The sequence below is a fragment of the Ectorhizobium quercum genome, from assembly GCF_026552795.1.
In the GTDB taxonomy this organism is placed as follows: Bacteria; Pseudomonadota; Alphaproteobacteria; order Rhizobiales; family Rhizobiaceae; genus Ectorhizobium; species Ectorhizobium quercum.
The window spans coordinates 479597-495354 of sequence record NZ_JANFPI010000002.1 but is presented as its reverse complement, the minus strand read 5'-3'; the positions used below and the strand labels follow the sequence as shown (position 1 = coordinate 495354).

Sequence of the window (15758 nt, the reverse complement as noted above, 5' to 3'; positions counted from 1 at the left end):
TGTTCAATGCCCTTTCGCAACGAGATTGGAGTAGAGCGCGACATAGGCGTCGGCGCTCGCATCCCAGGAAACGTCGGTTTTCATGCCCTGCTTTTGCACTTTGGTCCAGAGTTTCTGATCTTCGTAGAGCTTGAACACCCGGCGATAGGCGTAAAGCAGGCTGTTTGCGTCGTTGAGGGTGAACTGGATGCCGGTCGCCGATCCGGCGGCGAGCGCTGCATGGGTGGCGTCGATCACGGTATCGTTGAGGCCGCCGGTGCGGGCGACGACCGGCACGCAGCCATAGCGCAGGGCGTAAAGCTGGGTCAGCCCGCAGGGCTCGAAACGGGAGGGGATGAGGATCGCGTCGCTGCCGGACTGTATCAGGTGCGATAGCGCCTCGTTATAGCCGATGACGGCGCCGACGCGGCCCGGATGGCGGGCGGCGGCGGCGAGGAAGGCATGTTCGAGAGCCGGATCGCCCGAGCCGAGCACGGCGAGGCGTCCGCCGAAGCCCACCAGATGGTCGACTGTGTCGGCCAGAAGATCCATGCCCTTCTGCCAGGTCAGGCGCGAGATGACGCAGAACAGCGGGCTGTCGTCGTCGTGGAGGCCGAAGCGGGCAGCGACGGCCTGCCGGTTCGTCACGCGCTGGCTGATCGTCCTGGCCGAATAGTTGCGCGCCAGAAAGGTGTCGGTCTCGGGGTTCCAGACATCGGTGTCGATGCCGTTGACGATGCCGTGGACGGAGCCGGCGCGGAGGCGGATCAATCCCTCCAGACCCATGCCGAACTGCGGGTAGAGGATTTCCTCGGCATAGGAGGGGCTGACGGTGGTGATCGCCGTCGCCGTTTGCAGGCCGCCCTTGAGGAAGCCGACATCGCCGTAATATTCCATGCTTTCCCAGAAGGCATGCCGCGGCAGGCCGAGCGCCGGGAAGATATCGGAGGAGAACTGGCCCTGGAAGGCGATGTTGTGGATGGTCAGGACGCTCGGGATTTCCAGTTCGTAAGCGTAGCGCATGTAGACCGGCGTCAGCGCGGTCTGCCAGTCGTGGGCATGCAGCACGGCGGGCTTCCAGTCCGGCAGGCAGCCGGCGGCGATCCGTGCGCCGGCCAGCGAGAAGATGGCGAAGCGGCGCCAGTTGTCCTCGAAATCCTTGCCGGCGGCGTCCATGTAGGGGCCGCCCGGACGGTCGAACAGGCCCGGTGCATCGAGGATCAGGAGATCGAGCCCCTTGTAGCGCGTTTCCCAGAGCGTCGCCTGTTCGCCGAGCAGGTTGTCGAACTCGTAGATCTTCACGAGGCCCGAAACCGCCTTCATGATCGCCGGATAGCCGGGCAGCAGCGTTTTTGTCTGAACCCCTTTGGCCGCGAGCGCGAGCGGCAGGGCGCCGGCCACGTCGCCCAGTCCGCCGGTCTTCATCAGCGGAAAGGCTTCGGACGAAATGGAGAGGACCTTCATTCTCAACGCTCCAGCCGGTCGATCATGTTTTGCGTGATAAGGCAGATGCCGCTTTCCGTGCGGCGGAAGCGCTTGGCGTCCACTTCCGGGTCCTCGCCGACGACGAGCCCCTCGGGAATCTGCACGCCGTGATCGATCACGACGTTTTGCAGGCGCGAATGGCGGCCGATATGGACGTTCGGCAGAACCACCGCGTTTTCGAGGCGGGAATAGGAATTGGCGCGGACGCCGGTGAACAGCAGGCTGCGATAGAGCGACGAGCCGGAAATGATGCAGTCGCCGGAGATGACCGAGGAGACGGCCGATCCGCGGCGGTTTTCGTCGTCATGCACGAACTTGGCCGGCGGGGTGATCTCAGCATAGGTCCAGATCGGCCAGGACTTGTCGTAGATGTCGAGTTCCGGCACCACGTCCGTCAGGTCGATATTGGCCTGCCAGTAGGCATCGACCGTGCCGACGTCACGCCAGTAGGGGGTCTTCTCGAAGTCGGAGCGGATGCACGATGCCGCGAAGCGATGTGCCACGGCTTTCCCGTTCTTGACGATATAGGGAATGATGTCCTTGCCGAAGTCGCGCGAGGAGGTCGGGTCGGCGGCGTCGCGGCGCAGGCAGTCGAGCAGGAATTTCGTATGGAAGACATAGATCCCCATCGAGGCCAGCGCGATATCGGGATTGCCGGGGATGCCGGGTGGATCGGCCGGTTTCTCGACGAAATCGGTGATCACGTCCTGCCCATCCACGGCCATGACGCCAAAGCCGGTCGCCTCGGTGCGCGGCACTTCAAGGCAGCCGATGGTGACGTCTGCCCCGGAGTCGACGTGCTGCTGGAGCATCAGCTCGTAGTCCATCTTGTAGATATGGTCGCCGGCGAGGATGACCATGTATTCCGGGCCGTAGGGCTCGATGATGTCGAGGTTCTGGTAAACGGCGTCGGCGGTGCCCTCGTACCATTGCGTTTCCGAGACGCGCTGGCTCGCCGGCAGGATGTCGAAGCTTTCGTTGCGCTCGGGCCGCAGGAAGTTCCAGCCGCGCTGAAGGTGGCGGATCAGCGAATGGGCCTTGTACTGCGTGGCGACCCCGATGCGGCGGATGCCGGAGTTGATGGCGTTGGAAAGGGCGAAGTCGATGATGCGCGCCTTGCCGCCGAAGTAGACCGCCGGCTTGGCGCGCCGGTCGGTAAGCTCCTTCAGGCGGCTACCTCTTCCGCCTGCAAGCACATAGGCCATCGCGTCACGCGACAGCGGCTGAATGCGTCTTTCCATTTGCGTCCCTCCCGCTTTTGTTCTTCTCGGGGTCTCACTGTTCCGGTTCAAGCATGATGGTGGCGAGAGGCGGCAGGGTGATCACCGCGCCGCTGGCACCGTCGATGTTCACGACCGCTTCCACGCGGCCGCCATTGCCTTTGCCGCTGCCTCCGTAGATCTCGGCATCGGTATTGAGGATTTCCCGCCAGCGCCCTCCCGAGGGCAGGGGCAGCCAATAGTTTTCCTTGTAGGCCGGCGTGAAGTTGGTGATGACGGCGATCGGCTTCTCGTCCGGCGCGGTTCGCAACCAGGCGAAGACCGAATTGTCGTGATCGTCGACGATCAGCCAGCGGAAGCCGTCCGGCTCGCAGTCACGGGCATAAAGCGCGGGCTTTGCCCGGTAGGTGATGTTGAGGTCGCGCACGAGGCGGCGCATGCCCTCGTGCAGCGGATATTGCCTCAGGTTCCAGTCCAGCGAACGGGCCTCGCTCCACTCGCTCCACTGGGCGAATTCCTGTCCCATGAACAGCAGTTTCTTGCCGGGATAGCCCCACATGAAGGCATAATAGGCGCGAAGGTTGGCGAATTTCTGCCAGTCGTCGCCGGCCATCTTGGCGATCAGCGAGCCCTTGCCGTGAACCACCTCGTCGTGGGAAAGCGGCAGGACGAAATTCTCGGCGAAGGCGTAGAGCAGGCCGAAGGTGATCTCCTGATGGTGATAGCGGCGGAACAGCGGGTCGCGCGACAGATAGCGCAGCGTGTCGTGCATGAAGCCCATGTTCCACTTGAAGCCGAAGCCGAGCCCGCCTTCGTGGACCGGCTGGGAAACCTTCGGCCAGGAGGTGGATTCCTCGGCGATGGTCACGGCACCGGCATGGCCGCCATAGACGAACCTGTTCATCTGCTGGAGGAAGCGGACGGCCCCCAGATTCTCGCGCCCGCCATATTCGTTCGGCACCCACTCGCCCTCCTTGCGGGAATAGTCGAGATAGAGCATCGAGGCCACCGCATCGACGCGCAGGCCGTCGACATGGAACTTCTCCGTCCAGTAGAGCGCGTTGTTGATGAGGTAGGAGGCGACCTCGCTGCGGCCGAAATTGTAGATCGAGGTCTGCCAATCGGGATGGTAGCCCTGACGCGGATCGGCATGCTCGTAGAGTGCCGTGCCGTCGAACAGGCGAAGCCCGTGGTCGTCGCGCGGAAAATGCGCCGGCACCCAGTCGAGAATGACGCCGATGCCGACCTTGTGACAGCCGTTGACGAAACGGGCGAAGCCCTCGGGCGGGCCGAAACGGGCGCTCGGCGCGTAAAGACCGGTCGTCTGGTAGCCCCAGGACGGGTCGAACGGATGTTCGGAGATCGGCAGGAACTCGATATGGGTGAAGCCCATGTCGGTGCAGTAGGGAATCAGCCGTTCGGCAAGCTCGTCCCAGCTCAGGAACGTTCCGTCCTCGCGCCGCTGCCAGGAGCCGGCATGGACCTCGTAGATGGAGATCGGCTGCCGCCGCGGGTCGACTTTCGCCCAGAAAGCCATGTGGGCGTCGTCTTCCCATTCCTGCTCCAGTTCGCCGGTGACGATGGAGGCGGTCGCCGGGCGCAGCTCGCTGCGGCGGGCGAAGGGGTCGGCCTTGAGCGGCAGGAGATTGCCGTCGACGCCGATGATCTCGAACTTGTAGGCAGAGCCGACCGGCACGTCGGGAGCGAAGATCTCCCAGATGCCGGTGTCGATGCGCAGCCGCATGACATGGGTGCGCCCGTCCCAGCGGTTGAAATCGCCGACGACGGAGACGCGCCGCGCATTCGGCGCCCAGACGGCGAAGTGGACGCCCTCGACCCCCTGATGCTGGATCGGATGGGCGCCCATCTTGTCGAACAGGCGCAGGTGCGATCCTTCCCGGATATAGTAGTCGTCCATCGGCCCCAGCACCGGCCAGAAGGTGTAGGGATCGGTGACGGCCCATTCGGCATCGCCGCGCCGGGCGCGGTAGCGCACCGGCTGCTGGACATCCACGGTGACGGGGCCGGCGAAGAAGCCCGCCGGATGCAGGCGTTCCAGTTCGCCGATCACGGTGCCGTCGAGTGTCAGCGCCGTGACGGTTTCGGCGCCGGGAATGAAGCAGCGCGCATCGAACCCTTCCCCGGCTTCATGAAGGCCGAGAAAGGCAAAGGGATCGGCATGCGTGCCACCGATAATGTCCTCGATCTCGCGTTCTGCAATCTGGGTGGCCTTGCGGGCCGGATCGAGGCTTTTCGGTGGTTTCTTCATCAAGCTCTCCAGATGTCCTGAGCATATTGCCTGATGGTCCGGTCCGAGGAGAACCAGCCCATGCGGGCCGTATTGAGTACGGCTTTCGTGTACCATGAAGCCGTGTCGGTCCACAGTGCGTCAACTTCGCGCTGCGCGTTGGCGTAGGCGTCGAAATCGGCCGCGACCATGAACCAGTCGTGATTGTAGAGGCCGTCGATGAGGCTGCCGTAACGGCCCCTGTCATCCGGCGAGAATACGCCCGAGGCGATGGCGGAAAGCGCCTGGTTCAGATCGCGCGATCCCTCGATGGTGGCGCGTGGATTGAGGCCTTCGGCGCGGGCCCTGGCCACGTCCTCGGCCGTCATGCCGAAGATGATGATGTTCTCCGGGCCGACATGCTCACGCATTTCGACATTGGCGCCGTCGAGTGTGCCGATGGTCAGCGCGCCGTTCAGCGCGAACTTCATGTTGCCGGTGCCCGAGGCTTCCATGCCGGCGGTCGAGATCTGCTCGGACAGGTCGGCGCCCGGCACCATGACCTCGGCGAGTGAGACATTGTAGTTGGGGATGAAGACCACCTTGAGGAGCCCGCGCACCGCCGGGTCGTTGTTGATGACCTTTGCGACGTCGTTGGCGAGCTTGATGATCAGCTTGGCGTTGTGATAGCTCGGCGCCGCCTTGCCGGCGAAGAACTTCACGCGCGGCACCCAGTCCAGTTCGGGATGCGAGCGGATCTGGTCGTAGAGCGCGATCGCCTCGATGATGTTCAGGAGCTGGCGCTTGTATTCGTGGATGCGCTTGATCTGGATGTCGAACAGCGCCGAGGGATCGAGGCGCAGCCCCATGCGCTCGTAGACGAGGTTGGCGAGCGCGATCTTGTTCGTCCGCTTCACGGCTGCGAATTTCTCGCGGAAGCCGGCATCGTCGGCAAAGGGCTCGAGCGCGATCAGCTTTTCGGCGTCGTCGAGGAACGCATCTCCGATCGCCTCGCGGATCAGGTCGGTCAGGCCGGGATTGCACTGTTGCAGCCAGCGCCGCGGCGTGATGCCGTTCGTCTTGTTGTTGATGCGGTCGGGGTAGAGCTTGTGCAGGTCGGAGAACACCGTCTCCTTCATGAGTTCGGTGTGAAGCGCGGAGACGCCGTTGATCGAATGCGAGCCGATGAAGGCGAGGTTGCCCATGCGCACGCGCCGTTCGCCGTCCTCGTGGATCAGCGAGATGTGGCGGATCTCGCTGTCGGAGAAATACTTGTCCTTGCGGGCTTCCACCAGCACCTTGGCGTTGATGGCGTAGACGAGCTGCATGTGTCGCGGCAAAAGCCGCTCGAACAGCGGCACCGGCCAGCTTTCCAGCGCCTCCGGCAACAGTGTGTGGTTGGTGTAGGAGAAGGTGTTGCGGGTGATTTCCCAGGCCGCGTCGAACTCGTAGCCGTGTACGTCGATCAGCAGGCGCATCATCTCGGCGATGGAGACTGCCGGGTGCGTGTCGTTGAGCTGGATCGACACCTTGTCGGCGAGGTTGGTGAAATCCGGATATTGTTGCAGGTGGCGGCGCAGGATGTCCTGAAGCGAGGCGGAGGAGAAGAAGAACTCCTGGCGCAGGCGCAGTTCCTGGCCGGCGGCGGTGGCGTCCGCGGGATAGAGGACGCGGGTCAGCGATTCCGCCTTGTTGCTTTCGCGCAGCGCGCCGATATGGTCGCCGGCGTTGAAGGCGTCGAGCAGGATCGGGTCGATGGGGTGGGCCGACCACAGGCGCAGCGTATTGATGCGCTTGGCCTTCCAGCCGACGACCGGCGTGTCGTAGGCGATGGCGATGACGCGCTCGCCCGGCCTCCAGACGTAGCGCGGATTGTCGTCCGGGCCGTTGACGGTTTCGACCGCGCCGCCGAAGCCGACTTCATAGGACGCCTCGCGGCGCTCGAACTCCCACGGATTGCCGTGGGCGAGCCAGGTCTCCGGCAGTTCCACCTGCCAGCCGTCCGCCATCTGCTGGCGGAAGAGGCCGTGGACGTAGCGGATGCCATAGCCATAGGCGGGGATGTCCACCGTCGCCATCGATTCCATGAAACAGGCCGCCAGACGGCCGAGGCCGCCATTGCCGAGCGCGGCATCCGGCTCCAGACCGGCGATGACGCCGAGATCGACGCCGAGGGAATCGAGTGCCTCGCGGATCTCGTCCACCAGTTCGAGATTGCTCATGGCATCGCGCATCAGACGGCCGATCAGGAATTCGAGGGAGAGGTAGTAGACGCGCTTGGCTCCGGTTTCGTAGACGCCGCGGGTGGATTCCATCCAGCGGTCGATGATGCGGTCGCGGATGACCAGAATCGTCGCGGTCAGCCAGTCGTGCGGCGTGGCCACGATGACATCCTTGCCGATGCGGTAGGTCAGTCTTTCGATGATCTCGGAGGCGAGAATCTCAGGGGTGGAAACGCGGGGCGCCGGGAGCGGAAGATCGGCTGTGGACAGTTTCTTTGTCATGGGATCTCCGGAGGTTTTGCGGTCTAAACCATTGATTCTGTCAATCTGCTGCGCGATTTGCACCGGCAGTTTATGCATCGATAGAGGGGCGTTGCAACAAACGATTGATGGCCCCGTACGAATGATGGATGCGCGGAGTTGCAGCAGGTGTCTCCGGAGGTTCGGGGGTGTGCCGGAGGCCGGAAAACCGAAAGGGGCGGCATCGTCGGATACCGCCCTGAAGGTCCTTCGCCTGCAATAGCCGTTCCGGTTCAGTTGGTCAGGCGCACGCTGCTTTGCATCGCGTTGTTGGCGATGTCCTTGAAGGCGGCGATCAAGCTTTGCATGTTCGTCGCCTCATAGTAGGATGACGAACCTGATGCGCAGAAGCTCAACATTTCCTTGCCCTTCTGCGGTGCCATGAACGCCACGCTGTAGATGGTGATGCCGTCCTTCTTGGCATCCGTGCAGACCGTCCGGGTAGCGCTGTCGAGAGCGCTGTTCCACTGATTGCTGTAGCCGGTCATTTCTCCATCGGTCATCAGGAGGATAAAGCGCTTGAACGTCGAGTTGCCTTTCTTGGCGTGTTCGCTGCTCTCTTTGTTATTGGTCGATTTCAGGGCTTCGTAGGCGGTTTTCATGACCTTGCTCGCGTCCGTTCCTCCCTCCGGCTTGTAAGGGAGCGCGTCGACATAGGTTTTAGCCTTGGCGGTGCCCCATTCGGGCGCCTGTGCGGTGTAGGGGTCGTGCGTATAGGCGATGGCCCCGACGCGCACGAGGTCCTTGTTGGGGTCTATGGCGTTGAACGAAGCGAACAGGCTGCCCGCAGCCGCCTTGAGTGCCTCGATCTTCCGTATGCGGCATCCAGAGATGCTCGTGTCATTGTTAGGCCAGGACGAACTGGTGTAGTTTTCGCATTTCGACTTCGTGTCATTCTTCTCTTCTGTCACGAAGGACATGGAGCCGGAACGGTCGAGAACCAGATACATCGAAAGCCCCGTCTTTTGCGGCTTCACCGACTGGGAGGTGCCATAGGACTGGATCGTTATGGCTTCGCCCGTGAAGAGCCGGGTGAAAGGGCTAACCGGGAAGGCAATGCGCGTCGTTCCGGTGGCGGTGTAGACGGTGCCGCTCGGGTCCTCGGTCTCCACGACCTTGATGGTTGTGTTCTTTTCCAGGTCGCTGGCCAGTGTCTTGTTGCCGAACTTGGCCAGCGAACGATTGAGCTGTGCGAGGAGCAGTTGCTTTCCCTCGGCTTCCGCCTGCGTCGTCGTATAGGTCTTGTCCGTCGAAAGCATTGCCGACGATGCGGCGAGTGTGGCTGCGTCGATGCCGGTCTGAACTTCGGTCTTCACGTCGAGCGCGTAGAGGAAATCCACGGTCATGCCGACGGTGAAAAGTGCGGCAGGCAACATGAGCGCGGTCATGATCGCAAAGTTGCCGTTCCTGTCCCGGAACATGCGGGAAAGGCGCGACATATTCTTCCGGTCGGCGAGCATTCTCTTTACCCCATAAAACAGCCAGTGAGCGCAAAATGGGCCGTCAGTCTGGACAAGTGTTTAAGCGGCTCGCTCGTATTTTACGGATCGCTCAGTTTTTCAGCGGAATCACGTCCACCGCCTGCTGCGTCGTGTGTTTTCCGTAGCTTTTCAGGACACCGATGACGGGCGCGACGTCGGAATAGTCGCGGCCATAGGCGACGACGATATGGTCGCCGCTCGCCTGGATGTCGTTGGTCGGATCGAGTTCGATATAGCCCAGGCTTTCGCCGCACCAGACGCGCACCCACGCGTGCATGGCGTCGGCGCCCTCCAGCCGCTCCTTGCCGGGCGGGGGAATGGTCCGCAGGAAGCCGCTGACATAGCCGGCCGGAATGCCGAGGCTTCTCAGCGCGACGATCATGACATGGCTGAAATCCTGGCAGACGCCGCGCTTCAGCCTGAAGGCCTCGCCCGGGGGGGTGTCGACCTCCGTCGCCTCGGGGTCGTATCTGAAGTCGGCATGGATGCGCCGGCATATCTCGAAGGCCGCCTCGCGCACCGTCTGCCCCGGCCTGACGGCGGAACGGGCATAGGCCGCGATTTCCGGGCTGTCGGGCAATCTCGGGCTCGGCCCGGCGAGATGATGCGGCGCGTTCGCGTCGAGCGACCAGACGGTGTCCAGATCGTCCTTCAACTCGCCGACCAGCGGCGACAGATCGGCGACGGGCTCGGGCGGATCGACCTGCACCCGGGCCTGCATCCTGATCTCCAGCGTATCGTGCTGCGAGCGGAACATGATCGCCGACGCCGGATTGCCGAAGAAATCGGTGAAGGAGGATTTCTCGTCGGGATCGGGAAGAATGCCGACCGAACCGGCGATGAGGCGCTGCCGCCCCGGGATGGACAGCGGCAGGACGCGCAGGATGTGGCGTGCGCCCGAGGCGGCGGTGTCGTAGTCGTATTCGATGGTGAGCGAGAGGTCGTAGAGCATGGCCGGATCAGCTCAGATAGGTCTTGGCCAGCAGGTCGGACAGGCGTTCCATATCCTGTTCGAGCTGCCGGTAGACGGTGGCATTCATGGCCTCGGGCGTCATGACGGCGAGGTTGGCCTGCATGCGCATGGCCTCGCGATAGAAGGTCGACATCTGGCCGTTGACGAAAGCCTGCGGCAGTTGCTCCACCTCCTGGCGGATCTCGTTCATCTGGAACAGGATCGAGCGCGGGTTGAGCGGGTCGAGCGCCAGAAGGTCCGTCACGGTCAGGCGGGCGGTCGAGACGTTGTAGCGGCGGCGGTGCGTCATCACGCTGTCGCCGATTTCGAGAATCATGTCCAGCGCGCCATCGGGTGTATCTTCCTGCGACATGTGGCCGAGAAGGCGGGTCATGTGCAGGCCGCGTTCCAGCATGCGCCCGATGGTCAGGAAGCGCCAGCCGGTGAAGCGGTACATGTTTTCATGCACGAGACCGGCAAAGCCCGCCAGCTTGCGCAGGAGGATGGTCATGGCGTGCGAGGCGTCGTCGCCCGGCTGCACCTTTTCGTGGAAGCGCCGGGCGGTCTTGGCCAAGTCCGTCAGGGCCAGCCAGCCGTCCGGCGAGAAGCGGTCGCGGATGTTGCTGGCGGAATAGACGGCGCTGTCGATGTTGCGCATCAGGCTTTCCGGCACGCCTTCCTGCGAATCGACGTCGATGGCCGCGAGATAGTCCGAGACATAGGCGAGCAGCGGCTGCGAGGGATCGGCATTCTCCGCGAAACGCGAATGCCATGCCCGCAGGATGCGCAGCGCCCCTTCCGCCCGCTCGATGTAGCGGCCGAGCCAGAACAGGTTGTCGGCGGCGCGGCTGGGCAGCGCGCCCGGCAGGTTGCGGGCGAATTCCTGCTCCGGCGGCAGAAGCGTCGTGGCGTCCACGGGTTTGTTCGAGACGATCCAGACATCGGCGGCCATGCCGCCCGACTGCATGGCGATGGCGGCGACGTCGTCGCCCGAGCCGATGCGGGCGAAGCCGCCCGGCATGATCTGCCAGCCGTCGGCGGTGCGCGCCGCAAAGACGCGCAGCGACATGGGGCGCGGCGTCAGCTTGCCGTCGATGAAGGCGGGCGTGGTCGAAAGCGTCACCGCTTCCTGTCCGACGAGGCGGGCGCCGTCGCTCGCCAGCCATTCGGCCATCGAGGTCTTTGCGGTGCGGCGAAGGGTCGAGCCGAGCACGGACTGGCCGTGGTCGTCGAAGAAGGGCAGGCAGGAATAGGCCGGGCCGATCACCATGCGGTCGATGCTGCGCGAGACGTGATCGCGCTCGGCTTCCTGGCCGCACCACCAGGTGGCGATCGACGGCAGCTTCAGTTCCTCGCCGAGCAGCTTGTGGCAAAGGGCCGGCAGGAAGGCGAGGAAGGCGCGCGTCTCGAGGATGCCGGACCCCAGCGCGTTCACCATCGTCACGCTGCCGGAGCGGATGGCCTGCGTCAGTCCGGGCGTGCCGATCCGCGAACTCTGGTTGAGTTCGAGCGGGTCCGAATAGGAAGCGTCGAGGCGGCGCCACAACACGCTGATGGGCTTGAGGCCGGAAACCGTGCGCACCATCACGCGGTTGTTGACGACGGCGAGGTCTTCTCCCTCCAGCAGCATGAAGCCGAGATAGCGGGCGATATAGGCGTGTTCGAAATAGGTCTCGTTGGCCGGGCCGGGCGTCAGCACGGCGATGCGGTCGTCATTCGACTTCTTGCAGGCCTGAAGCGCGTTGCGGAAGGCGCCGAAGAACGAGGCGAGCCGGTGGACGTGGCTTTCCGCATAGATGTCGGAAAAGGCGCGGGCGGTCGCCACGCGGTTTTCCAATGCAAAACCGGCGCCCGAAGGCGCCTGCGTGCGGTCGGCGAGAACCCACCAGTTCCCGTCCGGCCCCCGGCCGATCTCGAACGAACAGAAATGCAGGTAATGACCGCCGCGCGGCGCGACGCCGACGAGCGGGCGTAGGAACTCGGGGTTGGAGGCGATCAGCGCGGGGGGAAGAAACCCTTCGCGCACCAGATCGTTGTCGCCGTAGATGTCGGCGGCGACCTTTTCGAGCAGCTCGGCCCTCTGCCTGAGGCCCTCGGCCAGCGCTTCCCATTCCTTTTCGGCGATCAGCACCGGGATATGGCTGATCGGCCACGGGCGCTCGGCACCCCCCTCGGCGCCATAGGCGCGGTAGAACACGCCCGCATCGCGCAGATACCGGTCGGCGCGGGCGAAACGTTCGTGGCGTTCATGGGCGCTCATGCGCGATAGCGCCGACAGCATCGGCTGCCAGACCGGGCGCACGTTGCCGGCGGTATCGACCATCTCGTCGGCAATGCCGGGCAGGGCGCGATAGTCCAGCGCCGGATGGGCCTCGACCACCGCGGTCCTGACTTTGTTCTTGCGCTCGGTGGCCGGTATCTTCGCCATCGTCTATCAGAATCCTTGCGGCCTTCTCAGGTCAAGGGTCAGCGGAAATTCCTCGGCCACGCGTTCGGGCCGCAGCATATAGCTGCCCGCCGTGTGCCCCCAGGGTTCGAATCGCGCCAGGCGGCGCGCCTCGGCCTCGTTGCCGTTGACCGGGAAGGTCTCATAGTTGCGTCCGCCCGGATGGGCAACATGGTAGATGCAGCCACCGATGGAACGGTTCGACCATGTGTCATAAATGTCGAAGGTCAGCGGCGTGTCGACGGGCAGGGCCGGATGCAGGCCGGAGGCCGGCTGCCATGCCTTGTAGCGCACGCCGGCCACCGAGATGCCGGAGATCGGCGTTGGCGTCAGCGGCACGGCGCGGCCGTTGCAGGCCACCCTGTAGCGCTCGGGATTGGCCGATTCGAGCTTGACCTGAAGGCGCTCGACCGACGAATCGACATAGCGTACGGTGCCGCCGATGGCACCTTCCTCTCCCATGACATGCCAGGGTTCGAGCGCCTGGCGCAGTTCGAGGCGGGAATTTTCGTACTCCACCTCGCCGCAGAAGGGGAAGCGGAACTCGAGCTGGGCGGCGAACCATTCCGGGCGAAAATCGAAGCCGTTGTCGCTGAGGTCGGCCAGCACGTCGAGGAAATCGGCCCAGACGTAGTGCGGCAGCATGAAGCGGTCGTGCAGCGCCGTGCCCCAGCGGACGAAATTGCCGCCGATGGGGTTCTTCCAGAACCGGGCGATGAGGGCGCGCACCAGCAATTGCTGGGCGAGCGACATGCGCGCGTTCGGCGGCATCTCGAAGCCGCGGAACTCGACGAGGCCGAGGCGGCCGGTCGGGCCGTCCGGCGAGAACAGCTTGTCGATGCAGATCTCGGCGCGGTGGGTGTTGCCCGTCACGTCGATCAGGAGGTTGCGGAACAGCCGGTCCACCAGCCAGGGCAGCGGCGGCAGGTGGCCGGAATGCGGGTGCGGTATCTGCGCCAGCGCGATTTCCAGTTCGTAGAGCGAATCATGGCGGGCCTCGTCGATGCGCGGCGCCTGGCTGGTCGGGCCGATGAACAGGCCGGAGAACAGGTAGGAGAGGGAGGGGTGGCGCTGCCAGTGCAGCACGAGGCTCTTCAGGAGGTCCGGCCGGCGCAGGAACGGGCTGTCGTTCGGGCTGGCGCCGCCGACGACGACGTGGTTGCCGCCGCCGGTGCCGGTGTGGCGGCCGTCGATCATGAACTTGTCGGCCCCCAGCCGCGACTGGCGCGCTTCCTCGTAGATGGCCGTCGTGGTTTCGACGCAGCCCTTCCAGTCCGAGGCCGGGTGGATGTTGACCTCGATGACGCCGGGATCGGGGGCGACGCGGATGACGTTCAGCCGTTCGTCCTGCGGCGGTGTGTAGCCTTCGATATGGACCGGCAGGCCGAGCGCCGCGGCGGCGCGTTCCGTCGAGGCGACGAGATCGAGATAATCCTCCAGTTCCGCGGTCGGCGGCATGAAGATGCACAGGCGGCCGTCCCGCACCTCTACGGAGATCGCGGTGCGCACGCGCCCGCCGATTTCCTCGTAGGACTGGCCGAGCGATTGCTGCTGCGGCGTGTCGGCCTGGAACGAATAGGCCGGCATGACGCGGGCCTTTTCTCCGGTCGAGAAATCGGGAAGCGGCGGCTTTTCGACGGTCGGATCGGCCGGATTGATATAGGGATACAGGGATGGCGCGATGTAGGGCAGCGCGTTCAGCGGCAGGCGGAAGCCGACCGGGCTGTCGCCGGGGATGAGATAGAGGCGACCGCGCCGCGTGCTCCACATCTCGCTGACCCAGGTCCGGCCGGAGGCGCGGTTCTGCCACGCCTGCACCGGCAGCACGTAACCGGCGGGCTCCGTCAGGCCGCGCGAGAACACCCTTGCGATACGGCTGCGCTCTTCCGGGTCCTTGAGCTTCGAATTGGACGGATCGACGTTTTCCGGGAGATTGGCCTCCTTGACGATCCATTCTGCCGGGTCCTCGTAGGCCGCCGCGACATTGCCGGCATCGAGGTCGAGTTCGACGGCGATGGCCTGTAACAGGCGCGATGCGTCCTCATGGGTGACGCCGTAGTCGCGTGCCTCGGCGGCGATCAGGTCCGGGTTGCTCCAGATCGGCAGGCCGTCCTTGCGCCAGTAGAGCGAGAAGGTCCAGCGCGGCAGGGATTCCCCCGGATACCATTTGCCCTGGCCGTAATGCAGGAAGCCGCCGGGGGCGAATTTCGCGTGCAGGCGGCGGATGAGGACGTCGGCGCGGTCGCGCTTCGTCGGGCCGACGGCGGCGGTGTTCCATTCGTCGGACTGGAAGTCGTCGATGGAAACGAAGGTCGGCTCGCCGCCCATCGTCAGGCGCACGTCCTCCTCCACGAGAACGCGGTCCACCTCCTCGCCGAGCGCGTCGAGCGCCTGCCAGCTCTCGTCGCTGAACGGCCTGGTGATGCGCGGATGCTCGGCGACGCGGGCGACCTGCATGTCGAAGGCGAATTCGGTCTCGGCGTGGCCGAAATAGCCGCCGGAGATCGGCGCGGCGTTCCTGTAATGCGGCGTGGCGGCCAGCGGAATGTGGCTTTCGCCGGTGAGCAGGCCGGATGTCGGGTCGAGGCCGACCCAGCCGGCGCCCGGCAGGTAGACTTCCCCCCAGGCGTGCAGGTCGGTGAAATCCACCTCCGTGCCGGAGGGGCCGTCGAGCGCCTTGATGTCGGGCGCGAGCTGGATCAGATAGCCGGACACGAAGCGGGCGGCGAAGCCCAGGCGGCGCAACAGATTGACCAGAAGCCAGCTCGTGTCGCGACAGGACCCTTTACGGACCGCCAGCGTCTCCTCCGGTTCCTGAACGCCCGGCTCCATGCGGATGACGTAGCCGATTTCCTGTTGCAGGCGGGCATTGAGGCCGACCGCCATGTCGACGGTGAGCTGACCCGGTGTCTGGTCGACCGATGCGAGGAAGTCCTCGAACAGGGGGCCGGCGGGTTCGGCCTTGCGATAGATCGACAGGTCCTCGGCCAGCGTTTCGGGATAGCTGAAGGGCCATTTGGTCGCCTCTTCCTCGACGAAGAAATCGAACGGATTGTAGACCGTCATGTCGGCGACGAGGTCGACTTCGATCTTCAGTTCGGTCGCGGGTTCGGGAAAGACGTAGCGGGCGAGATAGTTGCCGTAAGGGTCCTGCTGGAGATTGACGAAGTGATTGGCGGGGGTGACTTTCAGCGAATGGGAGAGGACCTTGGTCTTGGAATGGGAGGCCGGTTTCAGGCGTATGATTTGCGGTCCGAGCTGGACGGGATTGTCGTATTTGTAGTGGGTCAGGTGATAGATGCTGGCTTTGATAGACATGCTGCCCCGTGCCTTGAACCCTTGCGCGACCGGAATGGCGCGTGAAAGAAATGCCGCAATCTTGGGCAATGCTTTGGAATAAAGCAAGTGCCAATCGGCAATATCCAAGCCGTTGATTTTTACGGAAA

The 15758-nt window shown here is 64.1% G+C and carries 8 protein-coding genes; all 8 read right to left on the bottom strand.

Features of this window, described 5'->3' with window-relative positions; genetic code table 11:
- Window positions 1-3 precede the first annotated feature (3 nt).
- The 8 genes from glgA to NOF55_RS06980 all read right to left on the bottom strand — a co-directional run bounded on the left by glgA (window position 4) and on the right by NOF55_RS06980 (window position 15630).
- Window positions 4-1443, bottom strand: coding sequence for a glycogen synthase GlgA (gene glgA / locus NOF55_RS07015; protein ID WP_306410626.1), 1440 nt, complete (start codon window positions 1441-1443; stop codon window positions 4-6).
- Between the two features lie 2 nt (window positions 1444-1445).
- Window positions 1446-2705 (bottom strand): glucose-1-phosphate adenylyltransferase, encoded by a 1260-nt coding sequence (glgC, locus tag NOF55_RS07010; RefSeq protein WP_306410625.1) that lies wholly within the window; start codon window positions 2703-2705, stop codon window positions 1446-1448.
- A gap of 34 nt (window positions 2706-2739) precedes the next feature.
- Complete coding sequence (glgB, locus tag NOF55_RS07005) at window positions 2740-4953, bottom strand: 1,4-alpha-glucan branching protein GlgB (RefSeq protein WP_306410624.1); 2214 nt, start codon at window positions 4951-4953, stop codon at window positions 2740-2742.
- A complete protein-coding gene (locus NOF55_RS07000; protein ID WP_306410623.1) occupies window positions 4953-7415 on the bottom strand; it encodes a glycogen/starch/alpha-glucan phosphorylase in 2463 nt (820 codons plus the stop codon). Before NOF55_RS07000 ends, glgB begins: the two co-directional genes overlap by 1 nt.
- Before the next feature lie 251 nt (window positions 7416-7666).
- Window positions 7667-8893 (bottom strand): vWA domain-containing protein, encoded by a 1227-nt coding sequence (locus tag NOF55_RS06995; RefSeq protein WP_306410622.1) that lies wholly within the window; start codon window positions 8891-8893, stop codon window positions 7667-7669.
- Between the two features lie 91 nt (window positions 8894-8984).
- Window positions 8985-9866 (bottom strand): transglutaminase family protein, encoded by an 882-nt coding sequence (locus tag NOF55_RS06990; protein WP_306410621.1) that lies wholly within the window; start codon window positions 9864-9866, stop codon window positions 8985-8987.
- 7 nt (window positions 9867-9873) lie between these two features.
- A complete protein-coding gene (locus NOF55_RS06985; protein WP_306410620.1) occupies window positions 9874-12294 on the bottom strand; it encodes a circularly permuted type 2 ATP-grasp protein in 2421 nt (806 codons plus the stop codon).
- Window positions 12295-12300: 6 nt separating this feature from the next.
- Window positions 12301-15630, bottom strand: coding sequence for a transglutaminase family protein (locus NOF55_RS06980; protein WP_306410619.1), 3330 nt, complete (start codon window positions 15628-15630; stop codon window positions 12301-12303).
- Between the last annotated feature and the right edge of the window lie 128 nt (window positions 15631-15758).